The sequence below is a fragment of the Micromonospora sp. BRA006-A genome, assembly GCF_033433935.1.
Lineage (GTDB): Bacteria > Actinomycetota > Actinomycetes > Mycobacteriales > Micromonosporaceae > Micromonospora > Micromonospora aurantiaca.
Genome location: NZ_JANCLW010000001.1, coordinates 4,286,287 through 4,312,880, shown reverse-complemented (window position 1 = coordinate 4,312,880; position 26,594 = coordinate 4,286,287). Strand labels below are relative to the sequence as shown.

Annotated in this window: 23 protein-coding genes and 2 riboswitches; of the genes, 20 read left to right on the top strand and 3 right to left on the bottom strand. The window is 73.8% G+C overall.

The window, feature by feature from the left end; translation table 11 throughout:
- Positions 1 to 101: 101 nt before the first annotated feature.
- Both NMK34_RS19435 and NMK34_RS19430 read left to right on the top strand, forming a co-directional pair.
- Entirely contained in the window at positions 102 to 776 is a 675-nt protein-coding gene (locus NMK34_RS19435; protein WP_318334651.1) for a glycosyltransferase family 2 protein, read from the top strand.
- A complete protein-coding gene (locus NMK34_RS19430) occupies positions 773 to 1,447 on the top strand; it encodes a DUF2064 domain-containing protein (protein ID WP_318334650.1) in 675 nt (224 codons plus the stop codon). Before NMK34_RS19435 ends, NMK34_RS19430 begins: the two co-directional genes overlap by 4 nt.
- A 338-nt stretch (positions 1,448 to 1,785) precedes the next feature.
- Here the strand turns inward: NMK34_RS19430 and NMK34_RS19425 are convergent, their stop codons facing one another.
- Entirely contained in the window at positions 1,786 to 2,328 is a 543-nt protein-coding gene (locus tag NMK34_RS19425) for a carbonic anhydrase (protein WP_318334649.1), read from the bottom strand.
- Positions 2,329 to 2,419: 91 nt separating this feature from the next.
- On the opposite strand from NMK34_RS19425, the gene NMK34_RS19420 reads away from it, so the two are divergent.
- Together NMK34_RS19420 and NMK34_RS19415 are read left to right on the top strand one after the other, a co-directional pair.
- Positions 2,420 to 6,652 carry a putative inorganic carbon transporter subunit DabA gene (locus NMK34_RS19420; RefSeq protein ID WP_318334648.1) on the top strand — a complete coding sequence of 1,411 codons (4,233 nt, stop codon included), beginning with the start codon at positions 2,420 to 2,422 and terminating at the stop codon, positions 6,650 to 6,652.
- Positions 6,649 to 6,999: a DUF190 domain-containing protein gene (locus tag NMK34_RS19415; protein ID WP_030268168.1), complete on the top strand. Its 351-nt coding sequence runs from the start codon at positions 6,649 to 6,651 to the stop codon at positions 6,997 to 6,999. The genes NMK34_RS19420 and NMK34_RS19415 overlap by 4 nt, the downstream gene beginning before the upstream one ends.
- A gap of 152 nt (positions 7,000 to 7,151) precedes the next feature.
- On the opposite strand, the gene NMK34_RS19410 is transcribed toward NMK34_RS19415, so the two are convergent.
- The gene (locus NMK34_RS19410; RefSeq protein ID WP_318334647.1) at positions 7,152 to 7,751 is read right to left on the bottom strand and encodes a TetR family transcriptional regulator; all 600 of its coding nucleotides are present in this window, start codon (positions 7,749 to 7,751) and stop codon (positions 7,152 to 7,154) included.
- A 129-nt stretch (positions 7,752 to 7,880) separates the two neighbouring features.
- Between NMK34_RS19410 and NMK34_RS19405 the strand changes: the two genes are divergently transcribed.
- From NMK34_RS19405 to NMK34_RS19395, 3 genes are all read left to right on the top strand, one after another.
- The gene (locus NMK34_RS19405) at positions 7,881 to 9,077 is read left to right on the top strand and encodes an alkane 1-monooxygenase (RefSeq protein ID WP_318334646.1); all 1,197 of its coding nucleotides are present in this window, start codon (positions 7,881 to 7,883) and stop codon (positions 9,075 to 9,077) included.
- 151 nt (positions 9,078 to 9,228) lie between these two features.
- Positions 9,229 to 10,554: a polysaccharide pyruvyl transferase family protein gene (locus tag NMK34_RS19400; protein ID WP_318334645.1), complete on the top strand. Its 1,326-nt coding sequence runs from the start codon at positions 9,229 to 9,231 to the stop codon at positions 10,552 to 10,554.
- Positions 10,555 to 10,817: 263 nt separating this feature from the next.
- Positions 10,818 to 12,521, top strand: a complete 1,704-nt coding sequence (locus NMK34_RS19395; RefSeq protein WP_318334644.1) for a tetratricopeptide repeat protein — start codon at positions 10,818 to 10,820, stop codon at positions 12,519 to 12,521.
- A gap of 60 nt (positions 12,522 to 12,581) precedes the next feature.
- Here NMK34_RS19395 and NMK34_RS19390 read toward each other — a convergent pair whose 3' ends face one another.
- Complete coding sequence (locus NMK34_RS19390) at positions 12,582 to 13,022, bottom strand: hypothetical protein (RefSeq protein ID WP_318334643.1); 441 nt, start codon at positions 13,020 to 13,022, stop codon at positions 12,582 to 12,584.
- Positions 13,023 to 13,189: 167 nt separating this feature from the next.
- On the opposite strand from NMK34_RS19390, the gene NMK34_RS19385 reads away from it, so the two are divergent.
- From NMK34_RS19385 to NMK34_RS19325, 13 genes are all read left to right on the top strand, one after another.
- Positions 13,190 to 14,782, top strand: a complete 1,593-nt coding sequence (locus NMK34_RS19385) for a beta-1,3-glucanase family protein (protein WP_318334642.1) — start codon at positions 13,190 to 13,192, stop codon at positions 14,780 to 14,782.
- Between the two features lie 97 nt (positions 14,783 to 14,879).
- Positions 14,880 to 16,040, top strand: a complete 1,161-nt coding sequence (locus NMK34_RS19380) for an alkaline phosphatase PhoX (protein WP_318334641.1) — start codon at positions 14,880 to 14,882, stop codon at positions 16,038 to 16,040.
- A 185-nt stretch (positions 16,041 to 16,225) separates the two neighbouring features.
- Positions 16,226 to 16,374: riboswitch (cobalamin riboswitch) on the top strand.
- 98 nt (positions 16,375 to 16,472) lie between these two features.
- Positions 16,473 to 17,516 carry a peptidase gene (locus NMK34_RS19375; RefSeq protein ID WP_318334640.1) on the top strand — a complete coding sequence of 348 codons (1,044 nt, stop codon included), beginning with the start codon at positions 16,473 to 16,475 and terminating at the stop codon, positions 17,514 to 17,516.
- 35 nt (positions 17,517 to 17,551) lie between these two features.
- Positions 17,552 to 18,037, top strand: coding sequence for a hypothetical protein (locus tag NMK34_RS19370; protein ID WP_318334639.1), 486 nt, complete (start codon positions 17,552 to 17,554; stop codon positions 18,035 to 18,037).
- A gap of 131 nt (positions 18,038 to 18,168) precedes the next feature.
- Positions 18,169 to 18,241, top strand: a riboswitch (cobalamin riboswitch).
- Between the two features lie 158 nt (positions 18,242 to 18,399).
- Positions 18,400 to 19,854, top strand: a complete 1,455-nt coding sequence (locus NMK34_RS19365) for a prenyltransferase/squalene oxidase repeat-containing protein (protein WP_318334638.1) — start codon at positions 18,400 to 18,402, stop codon at positions 19,852 to 19,854.
- On the top strand, positions 19,851 to 20,759 hold the full coding sequence (locus NMK34_RS19360) for a hypothetical protein (RefSeq protein WP_318334637.1): 909 nt from the start codon (positions 19,851 to 19,853) through the stop codon (positions 20,757 to 20,759). Before NMK34_RS19365 ends, NMK34_RS19360 begins: the two co-directional genes overlap by 4 nt.
- Positions 20,752 to 21,996 (top strand): energy-coupling factor transporter transmembrane protein EcfT, encoded by a 1,245-nt coding sequence (locus NMK34_RS19355; protein ID WP_318334636.1) that lies wholly within the window; start codon positions 20,752 to 20,754, stop codon positions 21,994 to 21,996. Before NMK34_RS19360 ends, NMK34_RS19355 begins: the two co-directional genes overlap by 8 nt.
- On the top strand, positions 21,993 to 23,624 hold the full coding sequence (locus tag NMK34_RS19350) for an ABC transporter ATP-binding protein (RefSeq protein ID WP_318334635.1): 1,632 nt from the start codon (positions 21,993 to 21,995) through the stop codon (positions 23,622 to 23,624). The genes NMK34_RS19355 and NMK34_RS19350 overlap by 4 nt, the downstream gene beginning before the upstream one ends.
- Entirely contained in the window at positions 23,621 to 24,556 is a 936-nt protein-coding gene (locus tag NMK34_RS19345; RefSeq protein WP_318334634.1) for an ECF transporter S component, read from the top strand. Before NMK34_RS19350 ends, NMK34_RS19345 begins: the two co-directional genes overlap by 4 nt.
- A gap of 60 nt (positions 24,557 to 24,616) precedes the next feature.
- On the top strand, positions 24,617 to 25,762 hold the full coding sequence (locus tag NMK34_RS19340) for a TRAFAC clade GTPase domain-containing protein (RefSeq protein WP_318334633.1): 1,146 nt from the start codon (positions 24,617 to 24,619) through the stop codon (positions 25,760 to 25,762).
- Positions 25,759 to 26,094 carry a hypothetical protein gene (locus tag NMK34_RS19335; RefSeq protein ID WP_210882212.1) on the top strand — a complete coding sequence of 112 codons (336 nt, stop codon included), beginning with the start codon at positions 25,759 to 25,761 and terminating at the stop codon, positions 26,092 to 26,094. The genes NMK34_RS19340 and NMK34_RS19335 overlap by 4 nt, the downstream gene beginning before the upstream one ends.
- Positions 26,095 to 26,133: 39 nt before the next feature.
- Entirely contained in the window at positions 26,134 to 26,301 is a 168-nt protein-coding gene (locus NMK34_RS19330) for a hypothetical protein (protein ID WP_318334632.1), read from the top strand.
- 66 nt (positions 26,302 to 26,367) lie between these two features.
- Positions 26,368 to 26,538: a hypothetical protein gene (locus NMK34_RS19325; RefSeq protein WP_013287071.1), complete on the top strand. Its 171-nt coding sequence runs from the start codon at positions 26,368 to 26,370 to the stop codon at positions 26,536 to 26,538.
- Positions 26,539 to 26,594 lie beyond the last annotated feature (56 nt).

Here is a 26,594-nt window from a genome sequence, read left to right as displayed (position 1 = left end):
CGCCGGTACGTCACCGGACGGTAAGAAGTGTCGGCACGGTAAGTGTTCCGTAAGGTTGAATCGAGCGCGCACCGCCGTCGGACGGCCCTAGCGTCGGCGGTATGCCGACACAGATCGACGTGGTGCTGCCGTGCCTGGACGAGGCCGCTGCCCTGCCCGCCGTGCTGACCGCGCTGCCGCCCGGGTACCGGGCGATCGTCGTCGACAACGGGTCGCGCGACGGCTCACCCGAGGTGGCCGCCCGGCACGGGGCGCGGGTGGTGCACGAACCACGGCGGGGGTACGGAGCGGCCGTGCACACCGGGATCGAGGCCGCCGACACGGAACTGGTCTGCGTGCTGGACGCCGACGGCTCCTTCGCTCCCCGGGAGTTACCCGCTCTGGTCGCCCTCGTCGCCGACGGGGTCGCTGATCTGGCCGTCGGCCGTCGCCGGCCGGTCGGTGCCGGGGCGTGGCCCTGGCACGCCCGAGCGGGCACGGCGCTGGTCGCCGCGCTGCTGCGGCACCGGGGCATGCCGCTGCGCGACCTCAGCCCGATCCGGGTGGCCCGCCGGGAGGCGCTGCTCGCCCTCGGGGTCACCGACCGGGCCTTCGGCTATCCGCTGGAGCTGTTGATCCGAGCCGCCGCGGCGGGCTGGCGCATCCACGAGGTGGACGTCACCTACGCACCGCGCGCTGCCGGCACCCGTTCCAAGGTCTCCGGCTCGGTACGGGGCACCCTGCGGGCCACCCGAGACTTCGCCGCCGTCCTGCGTACCGTCCGGAAGTCCCGGTGACCGTCGTACTGGTGATGGCCAAGGCGCCCGTGCCCGGCCTGGTGAAGACCCGGCTGTGCCCGCCGGTGACCCCCGTCCAGGCCGCCCGGCTGGCCGCTGCCGCGCTGCTCGACACAGTGGACACCGTCCGGGGGACACCGGGGGTGACGCCGGTTCTGGCGTTGGCCGGACATCTCGCGGAAGCCGTGGACGGCGTGGAGCTGACCGCCGCCCTCGCCGGTTGGCCGGTCCTGCCGCAGCGCGGCACGGACCTCGCCGACCGGCTCGCGCACGCCCACCTCGACGTCGCCGAGACGTTCCCCGGCCGCTGGGTGCTGCAGATCGGGATGGACACCCCGCAACTGACCCCGGCGTCGCTGGCCGCCGCCGTGCGCCGGCTCGAAGATGCCGACGCGGCGCTCGGCATCGCCCACGACGGCGGCTGGTGGGCGCTCGGGCTACGCGACCCCCGGCAGGCCGTGATGCTACGCGCGGTGCCGATGTCGACGCCGGTCACGGGCCGATCCACATGGTCCGCGCTGACCGGGCGCGGGTTACGCCCCGTGCCGCTGCCCGTGCTGCGGGACGTGGACGACTGGTCCGACGCGCACGCCGTGGCGGCGGCGGTCCCGGACAGCCGCTTCGCCCGCCAGGTCGAGGCCGTGCGTCGCGACATGGTGGTACGCGCGTGAACGGGGACGGATTCGCCTCCGCGCTACGCGACCCCGCCGGAGACGTGCACTGGCTTGTGCCTGCGGACGGGCCCAGCCGCCGCCTGCCGGTGGAGCGGTGGCATCGGCAGGCCACAGCCGCGGAGGCGACGGTGGTGGCCCGCTGTGCCGGTCCCACACTCGACCTGGGGTGCGGTCCGGGCCGGATGTCGGTGGCATTGACCAGGGCCGGGCTGAGCGCTGTGGGGGTGGACGTGTCGGGATGCGGCAGGTGCGCGTACCGCTCGCGCCGGCCCGTGGGCGGCGCCGCGGACCCCGGTGCGTGCCCGGTGTGCAACCCCTGATGAGGCGTCGCCCACTCAGTGCGACCGCATCGACGCGTTGTTCGGTGGCCGCAGGCGGCAGGCCCGCCGGGCCGGCGGTGGCAGCACGGGCCGCACCTCGTTGAGGAGGCGGTCCGCGTCGTGCCAGATCATGCCGTGGATGCCGCAGCGGCCGGAGCGGACGGCCTGGTCGAGCAGGGGGGACCGGCGGCGCAGGGCGGTGAGCGTGGCGCGTACCCGGTCCGGCCCGCTGCCGCCCGCCAGGGAGCAGGAGGCGTGGCCCAGCACGACCAGCAGGGGTGCGCCGAGGCGCGCGACCGCGTACTCCAGACTGCCCAGCACGGCCGGGCCGACCTGCAGGCCGGCGGTGCGGACCGCGTAGACGTCGACGCCGCCGAACACGGTCACGGCCTCGGGCTGCGGGTCGGCGCACGACAGGACTGCGGCCACCGGTGCCGCGCCGGCCGACGGGACGGGAAGGCCGCCGGCCCGGAACCGGTGGTGCCCGGCGCGTAGCCGGGCGAGGGCGAAGCTCGGGCTGGTCTGCCATACCTGCGACGGGGATCCGGTCGCGTCCATCGCTCCTCCTCGTGCCGAGCCACTGTCGTGCGTCTCACGATACACGAATTACGAATCGTGTAATACAGTGCGCATGTCTGAGGAGGTGACGATGTCCGTCGCACTGGTTCTGGGAGTCCTGGCCGGGCCCGCATCGGCGGCGCTGTGCGCGCTGGCGGTACCCGATCCCCGTCGAGCCGCCCGGGTGGTGGGGGCGCTGCTCGCTCTCACCGCCGCCGCGGCCGCCGCGCTGCTGGCCCGGGTCGCGTACGACCCGGTGGTCCCGGCGCTCCTGCTCCGGCTCGACCCACCCGGGCCGGCGTTCTCCGTGGGGATCCGGCTCGATCGGTTCACCGCGCTGTTCGCGCTCCTCGTCTGCGGGCTGGCCGCCGTCGTCGCCGGCTACGCGCGCCGCTATCTCGACGGCGAGCCGGGCGCCCGCGCCCTGCAGGCCCGGATCGCGGCGGCCACCACGGCGACCCTGGTGATGACCACCGCGCCCAGCCTCGTGCAACTGGCCGTCGGCTGGATCGCGGCCGGGCACCTGCTCATCGGGCTCATCGGCCACTACCGGGAGCAGCCCCGGGTACGGGCGGCGGTGCGCCGTACCCGGGCGGTGTTCCTCGTCGGCGACGTGGCCCTGGTCGCCGGCCTGGCGCTGCTGGTCGCGCCGGTGGGCGACGCCGACCTGGACGCGGTCCGGGAAGCCGCCGGCGACCGGCCCGGCTGGCTCCTGGCCGCCGCCGGCGGGCTGCTGCTGGTGGCCGGCGCGGTGCGATCGGCCCAGGTGCCGGCGCACCGCTGGCTGCCGTACACCCTGGACGCCCCGACCCCGGTCTCCGCCTTCCTGCACGCGGGCATGGTCAACGTCGCCGGCTTCCTGATGATCACACTGGCGCCGGTGGTGGTCGCCGCACCCGGCGTGATGCCGGCGATGGTGCTGACCGGCCTCGTGACCGCGGTGTCCGGGACGGTGTTCGCCGCGGTGCGCACCGACGTCAAGGGCACCCTCGCCCGGTCCACCGTCGCGCAGATGGGCTTCATGCTCGCCCAGTGCGGGCTCGGCGCGTTCGGCCTGGCCGCCGTGCACCTGGTCGGGCACGCGGTCTACAAGGCGTACGCGTTCCTGTCCGCCGGCGGCGCGCTCCAGGCCCAGGCGCGGACCGCGGCCGCGCCCCGCCCGGTCGGCCCGCCCCGGACCCGGACCGTGGCGCTGGCCGGCGCGGCGGTGCTCGCCGCCGTGGCGCTCACCGAGCTGTCGCTCGGCGCCAACCCGAGCGGCCTGCTCAGCGCCGTCCTGGCCGGTGCGGCCGCGCTGACCGCGGTGCGGTCGGCGCTCGCGGACCGCGAGGTGCCGGCGCGGACCGCCGTCGCGATCACCCTCGCGGCGGGCGCGCTGGCCGGCGGCTACCTGGTCGCCGGTCGGGCCGTCGCCCGGTGGCTGGGGCTGCCGGCCTCGGTGACGGACGCCGGGGTGGGCGTCGCGGCGGTCACGCTGACCCTGGTGGCCGTCGCCGGCGCGTTCCTGGTGCGCCGGCACGGCGCCGCGCTGTGGTGGTGGGCCTGGCGTGACGGCGCCGGCGCGTGGTGGCGCCGGTCCGCCGGCGTGGCGGCGGGGGAGCCGGCCGCCTGGGCCGTGACCGCCGTACGCCGCCGCGACGCGTCCGACCGGTCGGACGCCGCCCGGGTCGTCGCCGCGCTGGCCGCTGCCGGTGACCACGTCGCCGCGGTCTGGCCGCTGGACACGTTCGTGGCGGTCAACCCGCTCGCCGGCCGGGAGCGGGTGCCGTTCGCGCGGGCCACTGCCGAGCTGCGGGCGCTCGGCGGCGCGCGGACCCACCTGCCGGTCGACGAGTACCGGCGGCGGCTGCGTGACGGCGAGATCGAGCCGGCCGACCTGACCGCGGTGCTCCCCCCGGCGGCCTCGGCGCCGGTCACGCTCGGCGGACGGTCGATCACGGCCGCGGACCTCCAGGTCGCTGCACTGGTCCACCCGGTGCACGACGGGCCGCCCCCGCCACCCGACCTGCTCGCCGTGGCGCGGCGCCGGCTCGCGGTGACCCGGCCCGCCGTCGAGGCCGACCCGGACCCGCTCACCCTGGCCGAGTTGCTCGACCGGGCCCTGGGTACCCGGATCGGCGCCGACGTCGACGAACTGGTGGCCGGCTGGTGCGCGGCGCACTGCGGCCGTCCGGCCGCCCGCTGGCCGGTTCCCGGCCCGGCCGACGAGAGCTGCTGGGCGCGCTGGCGGCGGGTGGCCGGCGTCGACCGCGCGGGCGTCAGCGGCCTGCGGGCACTCGTCGCCGCGCTGCCCGCCGAGCCCGAGCGGGCAGTCGCCCTGCTGTTGCGCGCCCTCGGCGTGGCGCCGGCGGCCTGGCCGGCGTATCTCACCCGGTCCCTGCTCCGGTTGCCGGGCTGGGCCGGCTACGCCCGCTGGTCCCAGACGCGTCCCGGTGAGCGACCGGACCTCACCCCGCTGGACCTGCTCGCGGTCCGGCTCAGCTACGAGCTGGCGCTGGCCGGCACCGCCACCCACCGCCACCTCGGCGTCCCGCCGACGCTCCAAGCGGTGACCGCCGCGACGACCCCCACCGCCGCGACGCCGACCGCCGTGTCGACGCCCACCGACGGGACGGCGGGGGCCGTACCGGCCGCCGGCGCGCCGGGGACGGACGAGCCGGCGGCTCTCGCCCGGCTGGTCGCGGCGCTCGGCGTCGACGCGCCGGCCCTGGCGCTGCTGCCCGAGGCGACGGTGGCGGTGGTGCGCGACGTGGTGGCCGAGCTGTCCCCGGCGCGGCAGGCCGAGGTGTGGCTCGCCGCCGCGGAGCACGCATACCGGCGTCGGCTGCGGAATCGGCTGGACCACGCCGCGCGGCCGCGCCCACGCCGCGCCGCCCGCGTCACCCCGCTCGCCCAGGCGGTGTTCTGCATCGACGTGCGCAGCGAGGGCCTGCGCCGGCACCTGGAGGCGGCCGGGCCGGTGGACACCTACGGCTTCGCCGGCTTCTTCGGCCTACCCGTGCGCACCGTGGCGGCCGATGCCGCACGGGGCCGGGACCGCTGCCCGGTGCTCATGCGACCGGTGGCCACCGTCGGGGAGACCGCCGACGCCACGCGGGTACGCCGCCGGCGGGCCCGGCAGGCGTGGCGCCGGGCGTTCGCCTCGGCCAAGACCGACCCGGTCGGCGCGTTCGCCTTCGTGGAGGTCGCCGGCGTGCTCGCCACCGCCGCCCTGGCGGTGCGCGCCGTGGCGCCGGGCCGGTTCGCGCCACCCGCCGACGACACCGCGCCGACGGTGGCCGACCTCGCCGCCGCCCTGACCCTCGACGAGCAGGTCTACTACGCGGAGGCGACGCTGCGCACCGTCGGGCTGACGACCGGCTTCGCCCCGCTGGTGCTGCTCTGCGGGCACGGGGCCACCAGCACCAACAACCCCTACGCCGCCGCGCTCGACTGCGGCGCCTGCGGCGGCAACCGGGGTGGGGTCAGCGCCCGGCTGGTCGCCGCGCTGCTCAACCGGCCCGAGATCCGCGAGGCGCTGGTCGACCGGGGGATCCAACTGCCCGCCGACACCCACGTCCTGGCCGGCGAGCACGACACCGTCACCGACGAGGTGCGCCTGTTCGATGTCGACACCGTCCCCGTCCGGCTGCGCCCGCACGTCGACGACCTGACGCGCCGGCTCGCCGAGGCGGGAGCGGGTCTGCGCGCGGAACGGGCCACCCGGCTGCCCGGCCGGCCGGGCTCCCGCCACCTGCCCGGCCGCGCCTCGGACTGGGCCCAGGTGCGGCCGGAGTGGGCGCTGGCCGGCAATGCCGCGTTCATCGCCGCGCCGCGCGAACTGACCGCCGGGCGCGATCTCGGCTGCCGCACGTTCCTGCACTCCTACGACTGGACCGCGGATCCGGACGCGGTCGCGCTGGAGACGATCATGACGGGCCCGCTCGTCGTGGCGTCCTGGATCAACCTCCAGTACTACTTCTCCACTGTGGATCCGCACCGCCTCGGGGCCGGCACCAAGACCGTGCACACCGTCCTCGGCGACGCGCTCGGCGTCCTCTCCGGATCCGGTGGCGACCTGCGTGTCGGGCTGCCGCTGCAGTCCGTCGACGACGGGACACGGCCGGCGCACGACCCGCTGCGGCTGGCAGCCGTGGTCCACGCCCCGCACCACCTCGTCGACACCGTGCTCGGCCGCAACCCGGCCCTGCGCCAGCTGATCGACGGCGGCTGGATGTCCCTGACCGTCATCGACCCCCGTACCGGCGAATGGACTGACCCGGGCGGATCCCGGCGCACCGCGCCGCTCCCGGCCCCCGACCCAGAGAAGGAGTACAGCGTATGAACGAGCTCGGACTGACGCGCATGGTCAAGGTGGAGGTCGTGACCCGCGCCGACGACGTCGACGCCGTCCGGACGCTGCTGCACGCCTCCGGCGTGAGCGGTTGGACCAGCCTCAGCGGGGTCTCCGGCTTCGGCCACCACGGCACCCACGAGGGCCGGCTGCTCTTCAACGACCGGGCCGGACTCGTCATGGTGATCGCCGTGCTGCCGCTCGAGCGGGCCGAGCCGGTCGTCGTCGGCCTGCGCGACATCCTGGCCCACCGGCCCGGCGTCATGTTCGTCAGTGAGGCCTGGGTGAGCCGGCCCGAGTACTTCGGCGCCGATCGACCGGCGGGCCCGGTGACCTGAAGGGGGCGAGTCGCGTCGGGGCGGGGTGGCGACCGCCGGCCGCCCCGCCCCGCCGTGGCGGCCGGACTCGGCCGGGGAGGCCCTCGGGCACGTCCGGTCGTCCGCCGCTGTACGCACCCGGCCGACGCCCGTATCCCAGCTGATGGGCTCGTTCACGCGCGCGGCGGGTCCAGGAAGCGGTGCGCCAGGTCGGCGAGGGTGCCGGCGGTGTTGTCGACCGGCGCGGTCGGCAGCACGATGTGGCTGACGACCAGTCGCGCGAGGGATTCGGCGCCGACGGTGACGTCATCGGGCGGCACCCGGGGCAGGTGCGTGCCCGCCCACTCCCTCAGCACCGTGACGGCGGCGGCCAGGGCCAGGTCGGCGCGGGTGGTCAGGTAGGGGAGCAGGGCGTCGGTGCCTCGGGCGCTGTTGAGGACGGCTTTGACCAGCGGGTCGGTGCCGGCCTGCGTCAGCACGAACGTGACCGCGGCATGGATCGCGGCTCGCACGTCGCTGCCGTGGGCGGACAACGCCTCCCGCACGCCGTCCATGAACCGGTCGATCTCGCGGTGGGCGATGGCTTCGCCCAGTCCGGCCTTGTTGGTGAACTCGTTGTAGAGCGTCTGCCTGCTCACGCCCACGCGGGCCGCCACGTCGGCCATTCGTACCGCGTCCCAGCCGCTGTCGATCGCCAGGTCGCGGCCGGCCGTGATGACCGCGTCACGCAGGTGCCGGCGGGCGGTGTGGCGATAGGGCGGAGGGGCGGCCATGGTGCGCCGAGTCTAGCGACTGGACACACGCCACTTCCGTGTCCACGGAATTGACGCGATGCTAGATATTGTCAAGCATGGCTATCCGTGTGACAGTCGACGCAGCACTCGACACCCCGGAGGCGGCACATGCAGACCTCGATCGATGCTCCAGCAGTCGCCGTCGGTTGGCGTGACGGCAAGAAGCACCTGTGGCCACTGGCTCTCCTCGTGCCGGTGCTGCCGTTTCTGGCGTACGCGTCGTGGCGGGTCGGCGCGGGCCCCGCTGCCTGGTGGCTCACCCCGGCGGTGGTCTTCGGACTCATCCCGATCATCGACGTGCTGCTCGGTGACGACGGAGAGAACCCGCCCGACGACATCGCCCGGCGGTTGCAGGAGGTCCGTTACTACCGCTGGATCACGTTCCTGTTCCTGCCGGTGCAGTACGCCGCCCTGCTGCTCGGCGCATGGGTGTGGACGCGTGGCGGTCTCGGTGTCGCCGGCGCCGCCGGCCTGGTCGCCACCATCGGGATCGTCAACGGATTGGCCATCAACACCGCGCACGAGCTCGGCCACAAGCGCGAGACGGTCGAGCGGTGGTTGTCGAAGATCGCGCTCGCGCCCACCGGGTACGGCCACTTCTACGTCGAGCACAACCGTGGACACCATGTCCGTGTGGCCACACCGGAGGACCCGGCCAGCGCCAGGCTGGGGGAGAGCTTCTACGCGTTCTGGCCACGTACGGTCTGGGGCAGCCTCGTCTCGGCGTGGCGGCTGGAGATCGGCCGCTTCCGGCTGCGGCACAGGAGTCCGTGGACGCTGCGTAACCACCTGCTCAACGCCGGGCTCATGACCGTCGTGCTCTTCGCCCTGCTGATCGCCGTGTTCGGGTGGCGGCTCGTGCCTTTCCTGCTCCTGCAGGCGATCGTCGGCTTCTCGCTGCTGGAAGCGGTCAACTACCTCGAGCACTACGGATTGTGCCGCCGGCGTACCGCCACCGGCCGCTTCGAGAAGGTCGACCCGCGGCACAGCTGGAACAGTGACCGCGTCGTCACCAACGTGTTCCTCTTCCAGCTGCAACGTCACAGCGACCACCACGCCAACCCGCTGCGCCGCTACCAGACGCTGCGCAGCTTCGACGTCTCGCCGCGACTGCCCGGAGGCTACGCCTCGATGGTGTTGCTCGCCCTCGTCCCGCCGCTGTGGTACCGGGTCATGAACCCACGGGTTCTGGCGCACTACGGCGGCGACCTGAACCTCGCCAATCGCAACCTCCGCGCCGAGGCCCGGCTGCCTCGCCGCTACGGCCGGCCCGCCGCGGACACCACAGCGGTTCACGCCGCCTGACCCGGCCCGGGCAGGGTGGGGCTGACGGCACCTCTCTGTGTCAGGGCGTAGGATCTCTGTTCCTGCACGGAACGGGGCCGTGCCCGGCCGGACGCGCCGCTTCGGCCTCGCCGGGCGCCGCGGCGTCCGGGACGAAGGGTGGACACCCCGGATGCACCAGCGGATCCTGCTGCGAGCCCGCAAGGGCCCGTTCGACGTCGTCACCGCCGAGGAGACCTACGAGCGGGACTGGATCGGCAAGAACAGCGGCAACCTGGTCTTCAGCCACGCCGCGCACAAGCTGCTGGCCACCTCGACGGCGGAGATCACCCCGTCGCGGTTCCGGGCGGACCCGCGCGATGCCGACGAGATCAACGAGAAGTACGACGTCTTCGTGATCCCGCTGGCGAACGCGTTCCGCCACGACTACGTGAACCGGTTGACGTCGATGACCCGGCTGATCGAGCGGCTCAAGATCCCGGTGGTGGTGCTCGGGGTCGGGGCGCAGACCGACGTGGACGGCGGCCTGGAGTCCCTGCGCCCGATCGACGAGCCGGTGACGGCGTTCTGCCGGGCGGTGCTGGACCGGTCGCACAGCATCGGCGTACGCGGCGAGATCAGCGAGAACTACCTGCGGACGCTGGGCTTCTCCGCCGTCGAGCAGATCGGCTGCCCGTCGATGTTCCTGCACGGCGACAGTCTCCGGGTCGAGAAGGCGAAGGCGACCCTGGACACCGAGGACCGGCTCGCGTTCGTCATCTCGCCATACGTCCGCGCGTTGGCCCCGATCGTCCGGCACCACCACCAGCGCTACCCGAACCTGCGCTACATCGCGCAGGGCCTGTACACCCTCGGCACCCTGCTCTACGGCGACGCACCGACGTTGCGCGGCAAGACCGACGACATGCCGATCCACACCTCACATCCGCTCTTCGCCGAGGACAAGGTGCGGATGTTCATGGACCCGTGGCCCTGGATGGAGTATCTCGCCGGATTCGACTTCGCCTTCGGCACCCGGATCCACGGCACCATCACGGCGCTGATCTCCGGCACTCCCGGGTATCTCCTCGCACACGACTCACGCACCCTGGAACTGGCCCGCTACTTCGACATCCCGCACCGGTTGATGCGCGACGTGCCGGCCGACGTCGACGCCGCCCAGCTCTACGAGGAAGCCGACTACACGGCCCTGAACGAGGGGCACAAGGAGCGCTTCGCGCGGATCACCGCGTTCCTCGCCGAACACGACCTCGGCCTCTCGTTCGCCGACGGGGACAGCGCCACCCGCTTCGACGAGCAGGTCCGCCGAACCGTCTACCCGCCGGCGGTCCGGCCGGCCTCCGCCAGCACCACCGAGGAACTGCTGGCGCGCATGCAGTGGCTGCGGGACGAGAACCAGACGCTGCAGCAGAAGCTCAAGGCACGCCGCGCGCAGCCACTGCGCGACCAGGTCAAGCAGGCGGTGGGCAGCCGGGTCCGCCGGATGCTGTCGCGCTGACCGTCGTACGCCGGCTCGGCAGCGAGTAGCCGGTGCCGCCGCGAATCGCGAGAAGCCTTCTTATTCCCATCGACCGGCATTACGCTCTGGGCCAGCCCTGAGGTGCATCACATCGGAGGTTCCTATGAGGACGATGACCATCCGTCGCACGACTGCACTCCGTCTGGTGTCCGGCGCACGCCGGCTGTGGATCGAGTGGTGCTGGTAACTGCCGGCCCGGCGGGCGCTCCCGGGCGCCCGCCCCTGCGGCGCTGGGCCCTGCGGTGACGGACGGGGCGGAGCGCTACGACTGCCACCGCGACCACGGACCGTACGCCGGGGTCTCGGCCTTCCTCGCCCGCGTCGCCGCCGACCGGCCCCGCCTGGCCGCCCGGCACGCGGTCGAACTGCACGCGATCGCCCCCCGGCTCGATCCGGCGGCCCGGCCCGCCGCCGAGGAGGAGCCGATCCGCTTCCACCCGGCCCGCCGTACCGCCTGCCTGGCCTACGGCGCAGCGGAGCTGGTGGCGGAGTGGGCCGGCACGCTCCGGCGGCCCGTCACCGTCCGGTTCGACCACGTCGCCGGCGCCGACGAGACGACAGCCGAACTGCTGGACGCGCTGGCCCGCCGGCTCGGTCCGGCACCGGTGCGCCTCGACCTGCGCGACGACGGCGCCCCCGACCCGGCGCCCCACGAGCGCACCCCGCAGGCGCTGCGGCGGGACCTGGGCGACAGCCTGGCCCGCGGCTACTACCACCACGCGGCCCGGGTCGCCCGGCGCGGGCGGGCGGCGGTCACCCCCGACGGCGACCTGCGGCATTGGTGGGCGTTCACCACCGGCCTGGCCACCGCCCTGGCGGCCCTGAACCGGGCCGCCGAGGCGCTCGACCTCTACGACGAGGCGCGGGCCGTCACCGACGACCCGAAGATCACGATGTCGGCGGCGTACGCCACCGCCATGCTGCACGCCCGGCACCTGCCGGCGGCCGACCAGGACCCGGCGCTGGCCCGGCACTGGCTGGAGCGGGCGCTGTACCTCGCCGCCGAGCTGGCCGACCCGCGGCAGCGGCTGTTGTCGACGGTCTTCTACGAGCAGGGCCTGGCGCTGCTGGACAGCCGGGCCGGCCGGCCCGACCGGGCGCTGCGGCTCGTCGACGACGGGCTGGCCCGGCTGACCGCCGCGCTCGGCCCCGGCGAACGCCCGCAGGATCTGGCCCGGCTGCGCCACAACCGGGCGCAGGTGCACCTCGCGCTGGGCGATCCGGCCCGGGCGCTGGCCGACCTGGACACCGTGATCGCCCACGACCCCGGCAACTGCGAGTACTACGTGGACCGCGCCGCCCTCCACCGGGCGGCGGGCCGGACCCGAGCCGCGATCCGGGACTACGACGCCGCCATCCGGCTGGGACCGCACTTGCCCGAGGCGTACTACAACCGGGCCGTGCTCCAGCAGGAACGGGGCCGACCCGAGTGGGCGCGCGCCGACCTGGAGCGGGTGCTCGCCATCGAACCGGGGCACCTCGACGCCCGGATCGCCCTGGTCAACCTGCACGTGGAGCGCGGCGCGCTGGACGCCGCCGAGGCGGGCGCGCGGGCCGGGCTGGCCGGCGCTCCGCAGGATCCCGCGCTGCTGTGCACCCTGGGCCTGGTCCTCGCCGAGCGCGGCCGGCCCGCCGAGGCCGACGAACTGCTCACCCGGGCCCTGAGCGGGGATCCCGAGCTGGTGGAGGCGTGGACGAACCGGGCCGCCGCCCGGTTCGAGCGCGGCGACGTGGCCGCCGCGCTCGACGACCTGGACCGGGCGGTGGCACTGTCGGAGGCACCGGTGCCGCGCTACAACCGGGGTACGGCCCTGGCCCGGCTGGGCCGGTGGGACGAGGCGGCCCGCGACTTCGCCCAGGCGCTCGCCCAGCCCGGCCTGGACCGGGCTCTACGGCGGGATCTGCGGGCGGAACTCGCCAGGTGCCGCCGGGCGCTGGCCGTCTGACCCGGCCCGGCCGGGGAGCCGGCGCTCATCGTGCGCCGGCCCGGTCGAGGGGTAGCGGATTCAGCAGCCCTGGCGGCGGCTGTAGATCTGGTGGCGCTGACCGGCCCATCCGATGTAGCCGACCGCCTCGACGCAGTAGTTCGCCGTGCCGGTGACGGCGACCGGGCCGGCGTGATAGCTGAAGTCACCGGAGTCGGTGTCCGGGCTTCCGGAGCGGGTGCAGTGCGCGCCCTCGTTCGAACGCTCCGCGCAGCGGTAGATCTGCACGAAGGTCGGCGCCGACTTCCCGTACGCCGCGCCGCGGTGGTAGAAGCAGGCGCTGTTGGTGCCCCCGTTGCTGCTGTTGTAGTAGATCACCAGTTCACCGAGCCCCGACGACTGCACCTGGCTGTAGGTGATGGTCCCCGAGCAGGAGCCGGCCGCCTGGGCGGCGGGGGCGCCGACAGTCAGGCCCGCCGCGACGGTCACCAGCGCGGTCAGCGCCGAAAGCATGCGTCTCATGAAATACCCAATCCACAGTCGACTGTGCCGGAGTGGATCTTAATCGACCGGTGACCTTCGCCGTGGCCCTGATCCATAGGCAAACACCTATTGACAAAACAATATTAACAATTGGACCCTGCTGAGAGAGCGCTCTCCCGTCCCCCTCTCTCCCGCGAGGTGTCGCCATGCGTCTCCGAAGAAGGCTGCTCGCCGCCGCGTCCGCCCTGCTCGCCGGGCTCACCGGCGCCGTCGTCGCCACGCCCGCCCAGGCGGTCGGACCGGCGTTGCTGCCGGTCACCGTCACCAACACCACCGGCCGCAGCGACCCGGTCTACCTCTACGTCATCGGCGTCCAGCTGTCCTCCGGCCGGCTCGGCTACGTCACCTCCGGCGGCGCCTTCGTGCCGTGGACCGGCGGGCAGATCCCGCCGTCGCCCGCGCCGGACGTCTCCATACCGGGCCCCGGCAACGGCGGCAGCACCACGATCCAGTTCCCCCGAGGCTTCTCCGGCCGGGCCTACTTCTCCCTCGGGCAGAAGCTGAAGTTCTTCCTCACCCCGGACGGACTGGTGCAGCCCGCGCCCTGGGCTGCCGGTGACGCGAACCGCGACATCCTCTTCGACTGGAGCGAGTTCACCTACAACGACTCCGGGCTGTGGCTCAACAGCTCCCAGGTCGACATGTTCGCGATCCCGCACGCGGTCACCGTGACCGGCGCCACCGGAGTCACCAAGCGCACCGGCGACGTGGTGGCCAACGGACGCAACGCGGTCATCGACGGGATCCGGGCGCAGCCGGGCTGGGCCGGCACCGTCCACACCCGCTCCGACGGGACCGTGCTGCGCGTCCTGGCTCCGGGCAAGGCGGCCGGGGCCGGCCTGCTCAGCACCACCTACCTGGACTCGTACATCGCCTCCGCGTGGAACGCGTACACCACCAAGACCCTGACCGTGACGCCCTTCGCCGACCAGCCCGCCATCCGGTACTACGGCCGCACCTCGGGCAACACCATGACCTTCACCAACGGCAGCGGCCAGGTCGTCGCCTCCTTCAACCGGCCCTCCTCGGCCAGCGTATGGGGCTGCGACGGCGACCTGCCCGCGCCGAACGACCAGGTGGTCGGCCCGATCTCGCGTACGCTCTGCGCCGCCCTCAACCGCGGCACGCTCGGCACCATCGACACCCAGCCCAGTACGAACGCCGCCGACTTCTACCGCAGCAACCCCACCAACCAGTACGCCCGCCTGATCCACGCCAACATGACCGACGGCCGGGCGTACGCGTTCGCCTTCGACGACGTCGGCGGATTCGAGTCGCTGGTGCACGACGGTGATCCCCGTTCGGCCGGACTGATCCTCAGCCCGTTCACCGGCGGTGGCGGCGGCACCCCGGCCACCGGGGTGCCAGTGGTCAGCAACTGGAACAACAAGTGCATCGACGTGCCGAGCTCCAACTTCGTCGACCGCGCGCCGTTGCAGATGTGGAACTGCAACAACACCAACGCGCAGAGGTGGACGTTCAGCGGCACGGCGCTCAAGAGCCAGAACAACAAGTGCATGGACGTCGACGCCGGGTCCACCGCGAACGGGGCGGCGGTGCAGCTCTACACCTGCAACGGCACCGGCGCCCAGCAGTTCACCCTGAACGCGGCCGGAGACCTGGTCAACCTCCAGGCCGGCAAGTGCGTCGACATCAAGGACTGGAACGGCGGCGACGGCGCGAGGCTCCAGCTCTGGGACTGCGGGGGCACGGCCAACCAGAAGTGGCGCAAGGGCTGACCGGCCTCGCACCGAGGCGTCCATCGACGTTCATCCAGCAGATCGATGTGCGTAAGCTCCGCCCGGTCGGATCTGGGGAACCTACCGAGGAGGTTCCATGGATCGTCGAGCAATGCTGCGGGCCACGGTCGTCGGTGCGGGCGCTGTCGCGCTGCCGTTCACCGCGTGGTCGGCGGCGTACGGCGCCCCGGCGCAGAACGCGGCGGGGCCCTACGGTGGGCTCCAGCCCGCCGACGCCAACGGCATCCAGTTGCCGGCCGGCTTCACCAGCTCGGTCGTCGCGCGGTCCCGTCGGACGGTGCCGGGGACGTCGTACACCTGGCACGACGCTCCGGACGGTGGCGCCGTGTTCCCGAACGGCACCGGGTGGATCTACGTGTCGAACTCGGAGGTGTCGGCCGGGGCGGGCGGCGGTGCCTCGCGCCTCGTCTTCGACTCCAGCGGCGCCGTGATCGGGGCGTCGCGGATACTCTCCGGCACCAACAACAACTGCGCCGGCGGGAAGACACCGTGGAACACCTGGCTCTCCTGCGAGGAGGTGTCCCTGGGCCGGGTCTTCGAGACGTACCCCCTCGGCGGGACCGCCGTGGCGCGTCCCGCGCTGGGCCGGTTCAAGCACGAGGCGGCCGCGGCCGACCCGGTCCGCCGGGTCGTCTACCTGACCGAGGACGAGACCGACGGCAAGTTCTACCGGTTCGTGCCGGCCACCTGGGGCGACCTCTCCGCCGGAACCCTCCAGGTCTTCCGCGCCGGTACGGCGACCTCCGGCACGTTCACCTGGGCCACGGTGCCCGATCCGGACGGCTCGCCCACCCCGACCCGGCAGCAGGTGTCCGGCGCGAAGACGTTCAACGGCGGCGAGGGCTGTCACTACGCGGATGACACCGTCTGGTTCACCACGAAGGGCGACAACCGCGTCTGGCAGGTCAACCTGGCCGCCGGCACGTACGAGCTCGCCTACGACGACAACCTGGTCGGTCCGGGCGCCCCTCCGCTCACCGGGGTCGACAACATCACCGGATCCACGGCAGGTGACCTGTACGTCGCCGAGGACGGCGGGAACATGGAGATCTGCATGATCACGCCGGACGACAAGATCTCCGTCTTCCTGCGGATCACCGGACAGAGCGGTTCGGAGATCACCGGCCCGGCGTTCACCCCGGCGGGGGACCGGCTGTACTTCTCGTCGCAACGCGGCACGACCGGCTCGTCGTCCGGCGGCATCACCTACTGCGTCACCGGGCCGTTCCGCCGATGACCGACTGCCGGCCCTGCTGACAGTGACCCCACGGCGAAGGACGCCCGGTCTCCACCGGGCGTCCTTCGCCGGCGCGCCTACCCGGACGCGCCGGGACGACGTCTCGGCGCCGGGATGTGAAACGGCGACTCCGCCGGCCGTCACGGCACGTGGCCGGGCCCTGGCGCATTGACATCGGCGCTCCGGCCACAGCAGACTGTCGCGACAACTCAACCACTGCGTGTACGTGCGGGGGAAGACCGGTCGAAATCCGGCGCTGGCCCGCAACGGTAGGCCGCCCAGAGAGACTCTGCGGCGGCGAGCCCGAATACCCGTCGTACGCGTGTATCCGCTCCCCACCCGTCGTGGCCCACGGGTCGGAGTCCCGGTCGACGCGGCGTTGCCTCGGTCGTCCGGGCTTTCGACGACCGCCGGGCCGGAAAGGCGCTTCCGATGGTCGTCCGCCGAAGCCGGCACCGCCTGCTCGCGCTCCTCTGCGGCGTACTCGCCGCCCTCACCCTCACCACACCCGCCGTCGCCGCCCCCGAGCGCGCCGCCCTCACCCGCCCGGAGGCCGCCGGCGGCTGGCTCGCCCGGCAACTCGTCGACGGCGAACGCTTCGAGGCGGTCTTCGACGGGGTCGCCTACCCCGACCAGGGGCTGACCCTCGACGCCGTGTTCGCCTTCGCCGCCGGCGGCGTGGCCGACGACCACGGCGCCGACGCGCTGGCCTGGGTCACCCGGCCCGACATCCGCGACGGCTACCTCGGCGACGGTGTCTCCGAGGCGTACGCGGGCGCGACCGCCAAGCTCGCCCTCGCCGTGCAGGTGCGCGGCGGCGACCCGGCCGACGTCGGCGGGGTGGACCTGATCGCCCGGCTGCGTTCGCTCCAGACGCCGGCCGGCCGGTTCAGCGACCGGTCCGCGTACGGCGACTACAGCAACGCGTTCAGCCAGTCGTTCGCGTTGCTGGCGCTGGACCGTACCGCGGCCGGGGCGCCACCGGCGGCGGCCGCCTGGCTGGCCGGCACCCGGTGCCCGGACGGCGGCTACCCGCTGCTGCCCGCGCAACCGGCCTGCACGTCCGACGTGGACGCCACCGCTCTCGCGACGCAGGCCCTGCGCGCCGCGGACCGTCCGGCCGACGCCGCCGCCGGGCTGCGCTGGCTGGTGTCCGTTCAGCGTGCCGACGGCGGCTTCACCAACGCGGCCGGCACACCGAACGCCAACAGCACCGGTCTCGCCGCGCAGGCCCTGCGCGACGGTCACCGGCTGCCGGCCTGGGCGCGGGCCCGGGCATTCCTCGCCGGACTCCAGGTCGGCTGCGCCGGGACGCCCGCCGACCGGGGCGCTGTCGACTTCGACGGTGGCGGGTTCGACCCGGCCACCGCGCCCCGGGCCACCGCCCAGGCCGTCCTCGGTCTCACCGGGATCGGGTACGCCCGTCTGTCCGCCGCCGGCGCCGACCCCGGCGCACCGGCGCTCGCCTGCCCGTGAACCCCTTCGCCGCTCACCCGATCACAGGAGGACCCGTGTTCCGTCACCGTTCCACCGCCCGCACCTGGCTGGCCGGCCTGCTGGCCGCCGTCGTGGCCGGCGTCGCGCTGACCGCAGTCGAACCCGCGCCCCGGGCGGCGCACGCCGCCGCCTGCGCCGGCACCTCGGGAGTCACTGTGGTCGTCGACTTCGCCGCGCTCGGCGGTGGCGTCCAGGTCGCGTGTGCGCCGGGCGATCCGGCCACCGGCCTGGCCGCGCTCCAGGCCGCCGGCTTCACCGTCACCGGCACCGCCCGTTGGGGCCTGGCCTTCGTCTGCCGGATCAACGGCAAGCCCACCGCCGCGACCGAGCCGTGCGTCAACACCCCGCCGGCCACGGCGTACTGGTCGTACTGGCATGCGTCCAGCGGCGGTGCCTGGTCCTACAGTACGTCTGGGGCGACCGGCTACAACCCCGCGCCGGGCAGCGTCGAGGGCTGGTCCTTCGGCGCCGGCGCCCCGCCGAGCATCGCCGCTCCCTGAACCGTCCGCTGCGAACGGTGTGACCAGCGGCGCACCGGGTGCCGGCAACTGCTCTGGCGTCGTCGCGCGCCCTAGCGGTACGGTGGCGGCACCCGGTTCGCCGGGCACACAACTGCATACGTCCCGTGCGGGGGGAAGCCGGTTCGAAGCCGGCGCTGACCCGCAACCGTGAGCGAGAGTCCCCTTTCGCGAGCCGGAATGCCCCGCCCGGGACGAGCGGCTTCCACTGTCGAGGTCTACAGGGTGAAGTCCGGGCCGCCGAGGTCCGACCACCCCGCCCACCGCAGCACGCGGAGCGGGGTGTCCGTCTCTCGGGGTGCTTTCCGGAGGTTTCACCGACCGCTCTGCGAAAGGCACCCCTGATGTCCCTGTCCCGGCGTCTCACCACCGGTCTCGGTATGGCCACGGTGACGGCTCTCGCCGCGATCACCGGCGCCCCGCCGGCCGTTGTCGCGGCACCCGCCCCGGCCCACGTCACCGCCGCCCGCGACGCCGCGTCCTGGCTGGCCGGCGAGTTCACCGACGGTTCGCTGCCCGGCCCGTTCGCCCCCGAGGACTGGGGGCTGACCATCGACGGCCTGGTCGCGCTGTCCGCCACCGGTGTCGACGCGCCGACCCGGCAGGCGGCGGCCGCGCAGCTCGCCAGACACGTACGGTCCTACAACAGCTACGACGACTGGGGCATCGAGGGCTTCACCGACGGCGGGGCCACCGCCAAGCTGCTCTACGCCGCGGCCGCCGCCGACGCGGACCCCACCGACTTCGGCGGCTACGACCTGCGGGCGGAAACGCTGTCGCTGATCGCCACGGCCGACGCCGGGCACCAGCGGGGGCGGATCACCAGCCGTACCACCGCCGACAGCGGGCCGGACGCCAGCAACGCCTTCGACCAGTCCTTCGCCGTGCTCGGCCTGGCCCGCAGCGGTGACCTGCCGCAGGACACTGTGGATTTCCTGATCCGGCAGCAGTGCGCGGCAGGAGGCTTCCGGCTCTACCCGGACGCCGCCGACGGGCCGTCGCCGTCCTGCGACGACCAGCCCGGCGCCACCCTCGACGTCGACTCGACAGCGATGGCCGTGCAGGCGTTGCTGGCCGCCGCCGAGGACGGCGCCACCGGCGCCGGCGACGCCGCCCGCAAGGGCGCCGACTGGCTGGTCACCCAGCAGCACGCCGACGGCTCCTTCGGCGGCTCCGGACCGACCACCGGCGCGAACTCCAACAGCACCGGCCTGGCCGCGCAGGCCCTCGCCGCCGCCGGCCGCGACGACGAGGCCGCCCGCGCGGCGAAGGCCCTGACCGCGCTGCAGCTCACCGCGGGCAACGGCGGGGCGGCTTCCGCCGACGCCGGCGCGATCGCCTACAACACCGACGGGTTCACGGCCGCCGCCGCGGTCGGTATCACCGACACCGACCGGGACCAGTGGCGCCGGGCGACCGCGCAGGCCCTGCTCGGGCTGGCCCAGGTCCCGCTGGGCCGGATCGGCCTCGACCCGCCGCCCACGTCGCAGCCCACCCCGACCGGTACGGCCTCGCCCACCGCGCCGTCCACGCCCACCGCGTCTCCCACGCGCACCACGTCGCCTCCGCCGACCGGCACCGCCGGGCCGACGCCGAGCGTGACCAGCCCTCCGGCGACATCCGCGCCCACGACCGCGGCGCCGACCACCGCCGCTCCGCCGCGCACGACCCCGGCCGCATCAGGGCTGGGCGGCCTGCCGACGACCGGCGCGGCGATCGGCAGCTACCTGCTGATCGCGCTGCTGCTGATCGGTGGTGGAGTGACACTGCTCGTGCTCGGCCGACGGCGGGCGGGATGAATCTCCGCGCCGCCCGCGGCGCGCTGGCCGTCGCCCTGGTCACCGCCTTCACCACGATCGGACCGGGCAGTCCTGCGGTGGCCGCCGGGTCGGCCGGCTACTGCCCGGACGCCTCCGGAGTGACCGTCGTGGTGGACTTCCACGAACTCGGCGGCGGAACGGTGGTGCGCTGCGCGCCGGGTGCCCAGGCCACCGGCCTCGCGGCGCTCAAGAACGCGGGCTTCCCGATCACCGGAACCCTGCGCTGGGGCGAGGGGTTCATCTGCCGGATCGACGGCAAGCCGTCGGCCGCGACGGAGAAGTGCGTCGACACCCCACCTGCGAGCGCCTACTGGTCGTACTGGCACGCGCCGAACGGCGGCAGCTGGACGTACAGCGACAAGGGTGTGCTCAACCGCAAACCGGCGGCGGGCAGCTTCGAGGGCTGGTCGTTCTCCCTCAACCGCGACGCGAATGACGCGCCTCGTCCCGGCGTCGCGCCGAAACGCCCCGCCTCGCCGCCGCCACCGCCGCCGCCCTCTCCGCCGCCGCCCACCGGCGGCGGGCCGGCGGCGCCACCACCGGCGGGCGGAACCGTCGTGCCGCCGCCGGTCGCCGGTGGCCGGCCCGGCGAGCCCACCCGGCCGGCCGGCACCTCCGGACCACCGGCCTCCGCCGGCCCGCCGGCCTCCGCCGGCACGTCACCGACGGCCGGTACGCCGACCCTGACGGCGACGCCGGGTGCCGCCACCGGCACCGCACCGCAGGGCTCCTCCGACGAGCCGGTGGTGACGGATGCCGCCGCGTCCCGTGACGACGACGGCCTGCCGCTGGGCACGATCGCCGGGGTGCTGCTGCTCGCCGTGCTCGCCACCGGCGCGCTGGTCGCGGCCCGACGACGGCGTACCGCCGACCCGGATGACTGACGCCACGGTGACCGGGTCGCGGACGGCTGACGCCGGCCGGCTGCCGGGCCGGTGGCCGGTGTGGTGGCTGCCCCGGGGGCTGCACCCGGGCGCATGGTGGCTGTGGGCGCTCGGCCTGGCCACCGCGGCCAGCCACACCACGAATCCGCTGCCCCTGGCCCTGCTCGTCGCCGTCGCCGGTCTGGTGGTGGTGCGCCGCCGAGGCGACGCGCCGTGGGCGTTGGCGTTCCGCATGTACGTCTGGCTCGGCGCGGTGATCGTCACCATGCGTGTGGTGTTCCGGATCGTGTTCGGCGGCGGCCAGGGCGAGCACATCCTGGTCCGGCTGCCGGAGATCCCGCTGCCCGAGTGGGCGGCCGGCATCCGCCTGTTCGGACCGGTCGCCGTCGAGCAGATCCTCGGTGGCTTCTACGACGGGCTGCGACTGGCGACGATGCTGATCTGCCTCGGCGCGGCGAACGCCCTGGCCAACCCGAAACGGCTGCTCAAGGCCGTACCCGGAGCGCTGTACTCGGTCGGCACCGCCATCGTGGTCGCGTTGTCGGTCGCCCCGCAGCTGGTGGAGAGCGTGCTGCGGGTCCGCCGGGCCCGGCGGCTGCGCGGCGCGTCCGGCCGGGGGACGCGGGCGCTGCGCGGGATCGCCCTGCCGGTGTTGGCCGACGCCTTGGACCGGTCCCTGGCCCTCGCGGCGGCGATGGACTCCCGTGGTTACGGCCGCACCGCGTCGGTGCCCGCCGGGCAGCGAACCGTCACCGGGGCGCTCGTGCTCGGCGGGCTGGTCGGCGTCTGCGCCGGCACCTACGGGCTGCTCGACACCGCCGCACCCGGCTACCTGGGGCTGCCGATGCTCCTGGCCGGACTGACCGCCGCCGTGGTCGGCATGCTGCTCGCCGGCCGCCGGGTCCGCCGCAGCCGGTACCGACCGGACCGCTGGCGCCCGGCCGAACTGCTCGTGGCCGGCTGCGGGGTGGCCGCCGCGGCGCTGACCGTGCTCGCCGGCTCGGTGGACCCGGAACTGCTCTACCCGCCGGTCAGCCCGCTCACCTGGCCCCAGCTGACCCCGCTGACGGTTCTCGCCGTCGGCGTCGCGGCGGCACCCGCCTGGCTGGCGCCGCCACCACCGCCGACGGCACGTGCCGGACGCCCACCGGCGGTGGGCCGGCCGATCCGCGTCACGGACGTACCGGCAGACGGAGAGCGCGCCGCGACGGCGACGACACCGGGAGACCGTCCATGATCATTTTCGACCGGGTCACCGTCCATTACTCCGAGGGCGGCCCACCGCCGCTGCGGGACGTGACGCTCCGCGTCGAGGAGGGCGAACTCTGCCTGGTCGCGGGCCGTACCGGTGCCGGAAAGTCGACGCTGCTGCGGGCCATCAACGGTCTCGTCCCGCACTTCACCGGCGGCACCCTGCACGGCGCCGTCACCGTCGACGGCAGGGACACCCGCACGCACCCGCCGCGCGACCTCGCCGACGTCGTCGGCGTGGTCGGCCAGGATCCGCTGGCCGGCTTCGTCACCGACACCGTCGAGGAGGAACTGGCGTACGGGATGGAGCAGCTCGCCCTGCCACCCGCGGTGATGCGCAAGCGGGTGGAGGAGACGCTGGACCTGCTCGGCATCGCCGACCTGCGCGACCGGCCTCTGCGGACGCTGTCCGGCGGGCAGCAACAGCGGGTGGCCATCGGCGCGGTGCTCACCGCGCACCCCCGGGTGCTGGTGCTCGACGAACCCACCTCCGCGCTGGACCCCACCGCCGCGGAGGACGTGCTCGCCACCGTCACCCGGCTGGTGCACGACCTCGGAGTGACGGTGGTCCTGGCCGAGCACCGGCTGGAACGCGTCCTGCAGTACGCCGACCGGCTGCTGTACCTGCCCGGCGACGGGCACGTCCACGACGGGACACCGGCGACCGCGCTGACCCACATCGACATCGCGCCACCCCTGATCGAGCTGGGGCGCCTCGCCGGCTGGACACCGCTGCCGCTGTCGGTCCGTGACGCCCGCCGACGGGCGTCCGACCTGCGGCACCGGCTCGCCGGCGTGGCGCCGCCGCCGGTCCCGGCGGGCGCGGACACCGGTCCCACGCTGACCGCGCGGAAGATCGTCGTACGGTATCCGGGGACCGTCGCGGTGGCCGGCGTCGACCTCGATCTGCGCGCCGGTCGGGTCGTCGCGTTGATGGGCCGCAACGGATCCGGCAAGTCCAGCCTGCTCTGGGCGGTGCAGGGCAGCGGCCCCCGCCACGGCGGCACCGTCGCCGTGACCGGACCGGAGGGCATCGTCGACCCGAAGGCCCTGCCTGCCGGTCAGGCCCGCCGGCACGTCGGCCTCGTCCCGCAGAACTCCGGCGACCTGCTCTACCTGGAGACCGTCGACGAGGAGTGCGCCCAGGCCGACCGGCAGACCGGTGTCCCGGCCGGCACCTGCCGGGCGCTGGTGGACCAGCTCGTCCCCGGAGTCCCCGGTGACCGCCACCCCCGGGACCTGTCCGAGGGACAGCGGCTCGCCCTCGCGCTCGCCGTGCAGCTCACCGCCGCTCCGCCGGTGGTCCTGCTCGACGAGCCGACCCGCGGCCTGGATTACCACGCCAAGCGGCAGTTCACCGCCGTCGTCCGGATGCTGGCCGGCAGCGGCCGAGCCGTGGTGGTCGCCACCCACGACGTCGAACTCGTCGCCACCCTCGCCGACCGCGTGATCGTGATGGCCGAGGGGGAGATCGTCGCCGACGGCACCACCGCAGAGGTCATGCTCGCCTCACCGGCGTTCGCGCCGCAGGTGGCCAAGGTTCTCGCCCCGGCACCCTGGCTGACAGTGGAACAGGTCGCCGTCGCGCTCACCTCCACCAGGGCACCGGCGTGAGCGTGCTGCGGGTCGCCCCGCGTACCGCTGTGGTGCTGACCCTCGCCTCGGCCGCCGCGCTGGCCACCTTCACCTGGCCGTTCTTCGTCCCCGCCCACCCGGATACCACCGCCCATACCGGCGAGGCGCCGCTGGTCTTCATCGTCATGCTGCCGGTACTCGTGGCACTCGTCCTCGCCGAACTCACCTCCGGCGGCATCGACAGCAAAGCCCTGGCCATGCTCGGCGTACTCGCCGCCGTCAACGCCGCCCTGCGCCCCCTGGGCGCGGGGACCGCGGGCATCGAGACCGTGTTCTTCCTGCTCGTCCTCGCCGGCCGGGTCTTCGGGCCCGGGTTCGGGTTCCTGCTCGGCGCCACGTCGCTGTTCGCCTCCGCCCTGCTCACCGCAGGCGTCGGGCCGTGGCTGCCGTTCCAGATGCTCTGCGCCTCCTGGATCGGTCTCGGCGCCGGCCTGCTGCCGGCCCGGCTGCGCGGCCGCGCCGAGGTCGCCGTCCTGGCCGGGTACGGGGTGCTCGCCGCCTACGGCTACGGCCTGCTGATGAACCTGTGGTTCTGGCCGTTCAGCGTCGGCGCGGACACCCAGCTGTCCTACGTCGCCGGCGCCCCCGTCCTGGAGAACCTGCACCGCCTCGCCCTGTTCACCGCTGTCACCTCCACCTTCGGCTGGGACACCGGCCGCGCGATCACCACCGCCGTGGCGATCGTCCTCGCCGGTCCGGCCGTCCTCGCCGCGCTGCGCCGCGCCGTCCGGCGGGCCGCGTTCGGCGCGCCGGTCACCTTCGCCGCGGCGTCCGACCCGTCCGCGCGCAGGGCGGATGGGGATGACGCGGCCGTGCCTGGCATCCCGCAGTCCTCCTCGTCGGCGACGGAGGGAGATAGCGCACCGCGGACTTCGCGACCACCAGGCGCACCCGGTCAAGCCGAGATCTGATGCGCCCAATGGGTTGGCGTCGGTCATCGCGATGATCGCCGTTTCGCGTAAGGTTCTCACATGCAACCGAGGGCGTTCGAGCAGCACATCGCCGTGTTCGGGGAGAGCGGTAGCGGAAAGACCGTCCTGCTCTCGTCGTTCTACGGTGGCACGCAGGAGCCGCAATATCTGAAGAGAAGCCTCTTCCACGTCCTGGCGGAAGACATCGGCCAGGGTAACCGGCTGCACAAGAACTACCTCGGCATGAAGGACGAGGGAACGCTGCCGCTCACCACACGCTTCGCCGCCACGTCGTACGCCTTCAAAGTGCAGATGAAGGACGGATCAGATCCCGCGGCGGCGAAGTCCCGGCCGTTCGACGTGCTGCGGGTGGTATGGCACGACTATCCGGGGGAGTGGTTCGAGCAGTCCGTGCAGAGTCCGGAGGAGGCTCAGCGCCGCGCCGACACCTTCCGGTCCCTACTGAGCTCGGACGTCGCCCTGCTGCTGGTGGACGGCCAGAAGCTGCTCGACAACGCGGGCGAGGAGGACCGGTACCTCAAGTCTCTGTTCAGCAATCTCCGAAATGGCATGCTGTCGCTACGGGACGAGCTGATCGAGGACGGCAAGCCGCTTGCCCAGTTCCCCCGGATCTGGGTGATGGCGCTGTCGAAGGCCGACCTCCTTCCGGGCATGGACGTGTACAGGTTCCGTGATCTGCTCGTGGCCAAGGCATGCGACGAGCTCGAGCAGTTGCGCGAGGCGATCGCCGGGCTGGTGGAGGGCCGCGAGGCGCTGTCGGTGGGCGAGGATTTCGTGCTGCTCTCGTCGGCGAAGTTCGAGCCGGGCAGGATCACGGTGGCCGAGCGCGTCGGGTTAGATCTGATCTTGCCGCTGGCAGCCGTCCTGCCGTTCGAGCGTCATCACCGGTGGCACGAGTTGACACAGCTTCCGGCACGCCTGTTCGAGGGCCTTCTCGGTCGTGCCGACGATCTGGCACTCGCGTTGCTGGCCAAGACCAAACTGCCCGGCCCGCTCGGTCTGCTGATGAATATCGTCGGTCCGGACCTCGTCAGCAACGCGGCGAAACTGGCGGGGGACAAGCTGAGGACCGTCAATGCCGAGGCGCTGTCCAAGAAGGAGTTCCTCTCGGCCACACTGACCGGTTTCCGGATAGACCTGGAGAAGGGCGAGGAGAACCAGATCCTGCTCCGGAGTGTGCGATGAGCCTCATTTGGGCCACCCGCGGCCGAGTGTGGGGCTTCCGTTTCCTGCTCACCGGCGGGTTCCCGGACCCTCTTCCGGAGTACGAAGCCGCTTTCGCGGGTGCTGGCGACGCACCGGAGATCTGCCACGCCGTCGGGGACAGGGTGGCGTTGCGCATCGCGGATCCGCTGGGGCGTCAGGACCAGTCGGGCCGGCTGATTCCGCACGAGTTCGTCATCTGCGGGCCGCAGGCCGCGGAGATTCGCTCGGTCGCGGACGGCCTCGCGTTGGTGTGGCCGCAGGTGGCTGGGGAGTTCGAGCGAGTCTGGGAGTTGCCTCGGCCGCCTGTCTGAAGCCGTTTGCGGGCCTCTCGGTCGCGCCGGAGCTCAGCGATGGCGGCCACCTACACCTTCCCGTTTCTCGACGACCTCTCCGAACCGGCCGAGTCGGCGGTCGCGATCGGGGGCGCGGCGTGCCTGCTGGCAGGGGTGTGGCTGTGGTGGCGCAAGCCGGCGGACCACCCGTCCGCGCCGTGGGCCGGCGACGGTGGGAGCCCGTGACAGGGGGCGGCAAAGGGCCGGCGTGCTCGGCGGGCGGCCCCGGCTCAGGCGTCGGATACTGAGCTGATGACCAACCCCGACCTCGATCCCGAGGTGTACCCGCCGATCGACCCCCGCGAGGACGTGCCGGACGACCCGGGCGAACTCCTCCCGGACACGCCTGGTGAGCTGCCCGAGGCGCCGGTCGAGCCGATGCCCGACGACGGGGAGCCCGGGGGCGTGCCCGAACCGGCCTGACTGCCGGCACCGGGGCACCCAACAGATCGACGATGATGGATAATCCTGTGGTGACC

Excerpts from the sequence above, each read along its gene's own strand:
- NMK34_RS19390 (WP_318334643.1), bottom strand. The coding sequence starts at position 13,022 with ATGAGACGCATGCTTTCGGCGCTGACCGCGCTGGTGACCGTCGCGGCG.
- NMK34_RS19340 (WP_318334633.1), top strand. The coding sequence starts at position 24,617 with ATGCAACCGAGGGCGTTCGAGCAGCACATCGCCGTGTTCGGGGAGAGC.
- NMK34_RS19335 (WP_210882212.1), top strand. The coding sequence starts at position 25,759 with ATGAGCCTCATTTGGGCCACCCGCGGCCGAGTGTGGGGCTTCCGTTTC.
- NMK34_RS19360 (WP_318334637.1), top strand. The coding sequence starts at position 19,851 with ATGAATCTCCGCGCCGCCCGCGGCGCGCTGGCCGTCGCCCTGGTCACC.
- NMK34_RS19425 (WP_318334649.1), bottom strand. The coding sequence starts at position 2,328 with ATGGACGCGACCGGATCCCCGTCGCAGGTATGGCAGACCAGCCCGAGC.
- NMK34_RS19350 (WP_318334635.1), top strand. The coding sequence starts at position 21,993 with ATGATCATTTTCGACCGGGTCACCGTCCATTACTCCGAGGGCGGCCCA.
- NMK34_RS19330 (WP_318334632.1), top strand. The coding sequence starts at position 26,134 with ATGGCGGCCACCTACACCTTCCCGTTTCTCGACGACCTCTCCGAACCG.
- NMK34_RS19435 (WP_318334651.1), top strand. The coding sequence starts at position 102 with ATGCCGACACAGATCGACGTGGTGCTGCCGTGCCTGGACGAGGCCGCT.
- NMK34_RS19365 (WP_318334638.1), top strand. The coding sequence starts at position 18,400 with ATGTCCCTGTCCCGGCGTCTCACCACCGGTCTCGGTATGGCCACGGTG.
- NMK34_RS19405 (WP_318334646.1), top strand. The coding sequence starts at position 7,881 with ATGCAGACCTCGATCGATGCTCCAGCAGTCGCCGTCGGTTGGCGTGAC.
- NMK34_RS19420 (WP_318334648.1), top strand. The coding sequence starts at position 2,420 with ATGTCCGTCGCACTGGTTCTGGGAGTCCTGGCCGGGCCCGCATCGGCG.
- NMK34_RS19380 (WP_318334641.1), top strand. The coding sequence starts at position 14,880 with ATGGATCGTCGAGCAATGCTGCGGGCCACGGTCGTCGGTGCGGGCGCT.
- NMK34_RS19410 (WP_318334647.1), bottom strand. The coding sequence starts at position 7,751 with ATGGCCGCCCCTCCGCCCTATCGCCACACCGCCCGCCGGCACCTGCGT.
- NMK34_RS19325 (WP_013287071.1), top strand. The coding sequence starts at position 26,368 with ATGACCAACCCCGACCTCGATCCCGAGGTGTACCCGCCGATCGACCCC.
- NMK34_RS19415 (WP_030268168.1), top strand. The coding sequence starts at position 6,649 with ATGAACGAGCTCGGACTGACGCGCATGGTCAAGGTGGAGGTCGTGACC.
- NMK34_RS19385 (WP_318334642.1), top strand. The coding sequence starts at position 13,190 with ATGCGTCTCCGAAGAAGGCTGCTCGCCGCCGCGTCCGCCCTGCTCGCC.
- NMK34_RS19355 (WP_318334636.1), top strand. The coding sequence starts at position 20,752 with ATGACTGACGCCACGGTGACCGGGTCGCGGACGGCTGACGCCGGCCGG.
- NMK34_RS19400 (WP_318334645.1), top strand. The coding sequence starts at position 9,229 with ATGCACCAGCGGATCCTGCTGCGAGCCCGCAAGGGCCCGTTCGACGTC.
- NMK34_RS19375 (WP_318334640.1), top strand. The coding sequence starts at position 16,473 with ATGGTCGTCCGCCGAAGCCGGCACCGCCTGCTCGCGCTCCTCTGCGGC.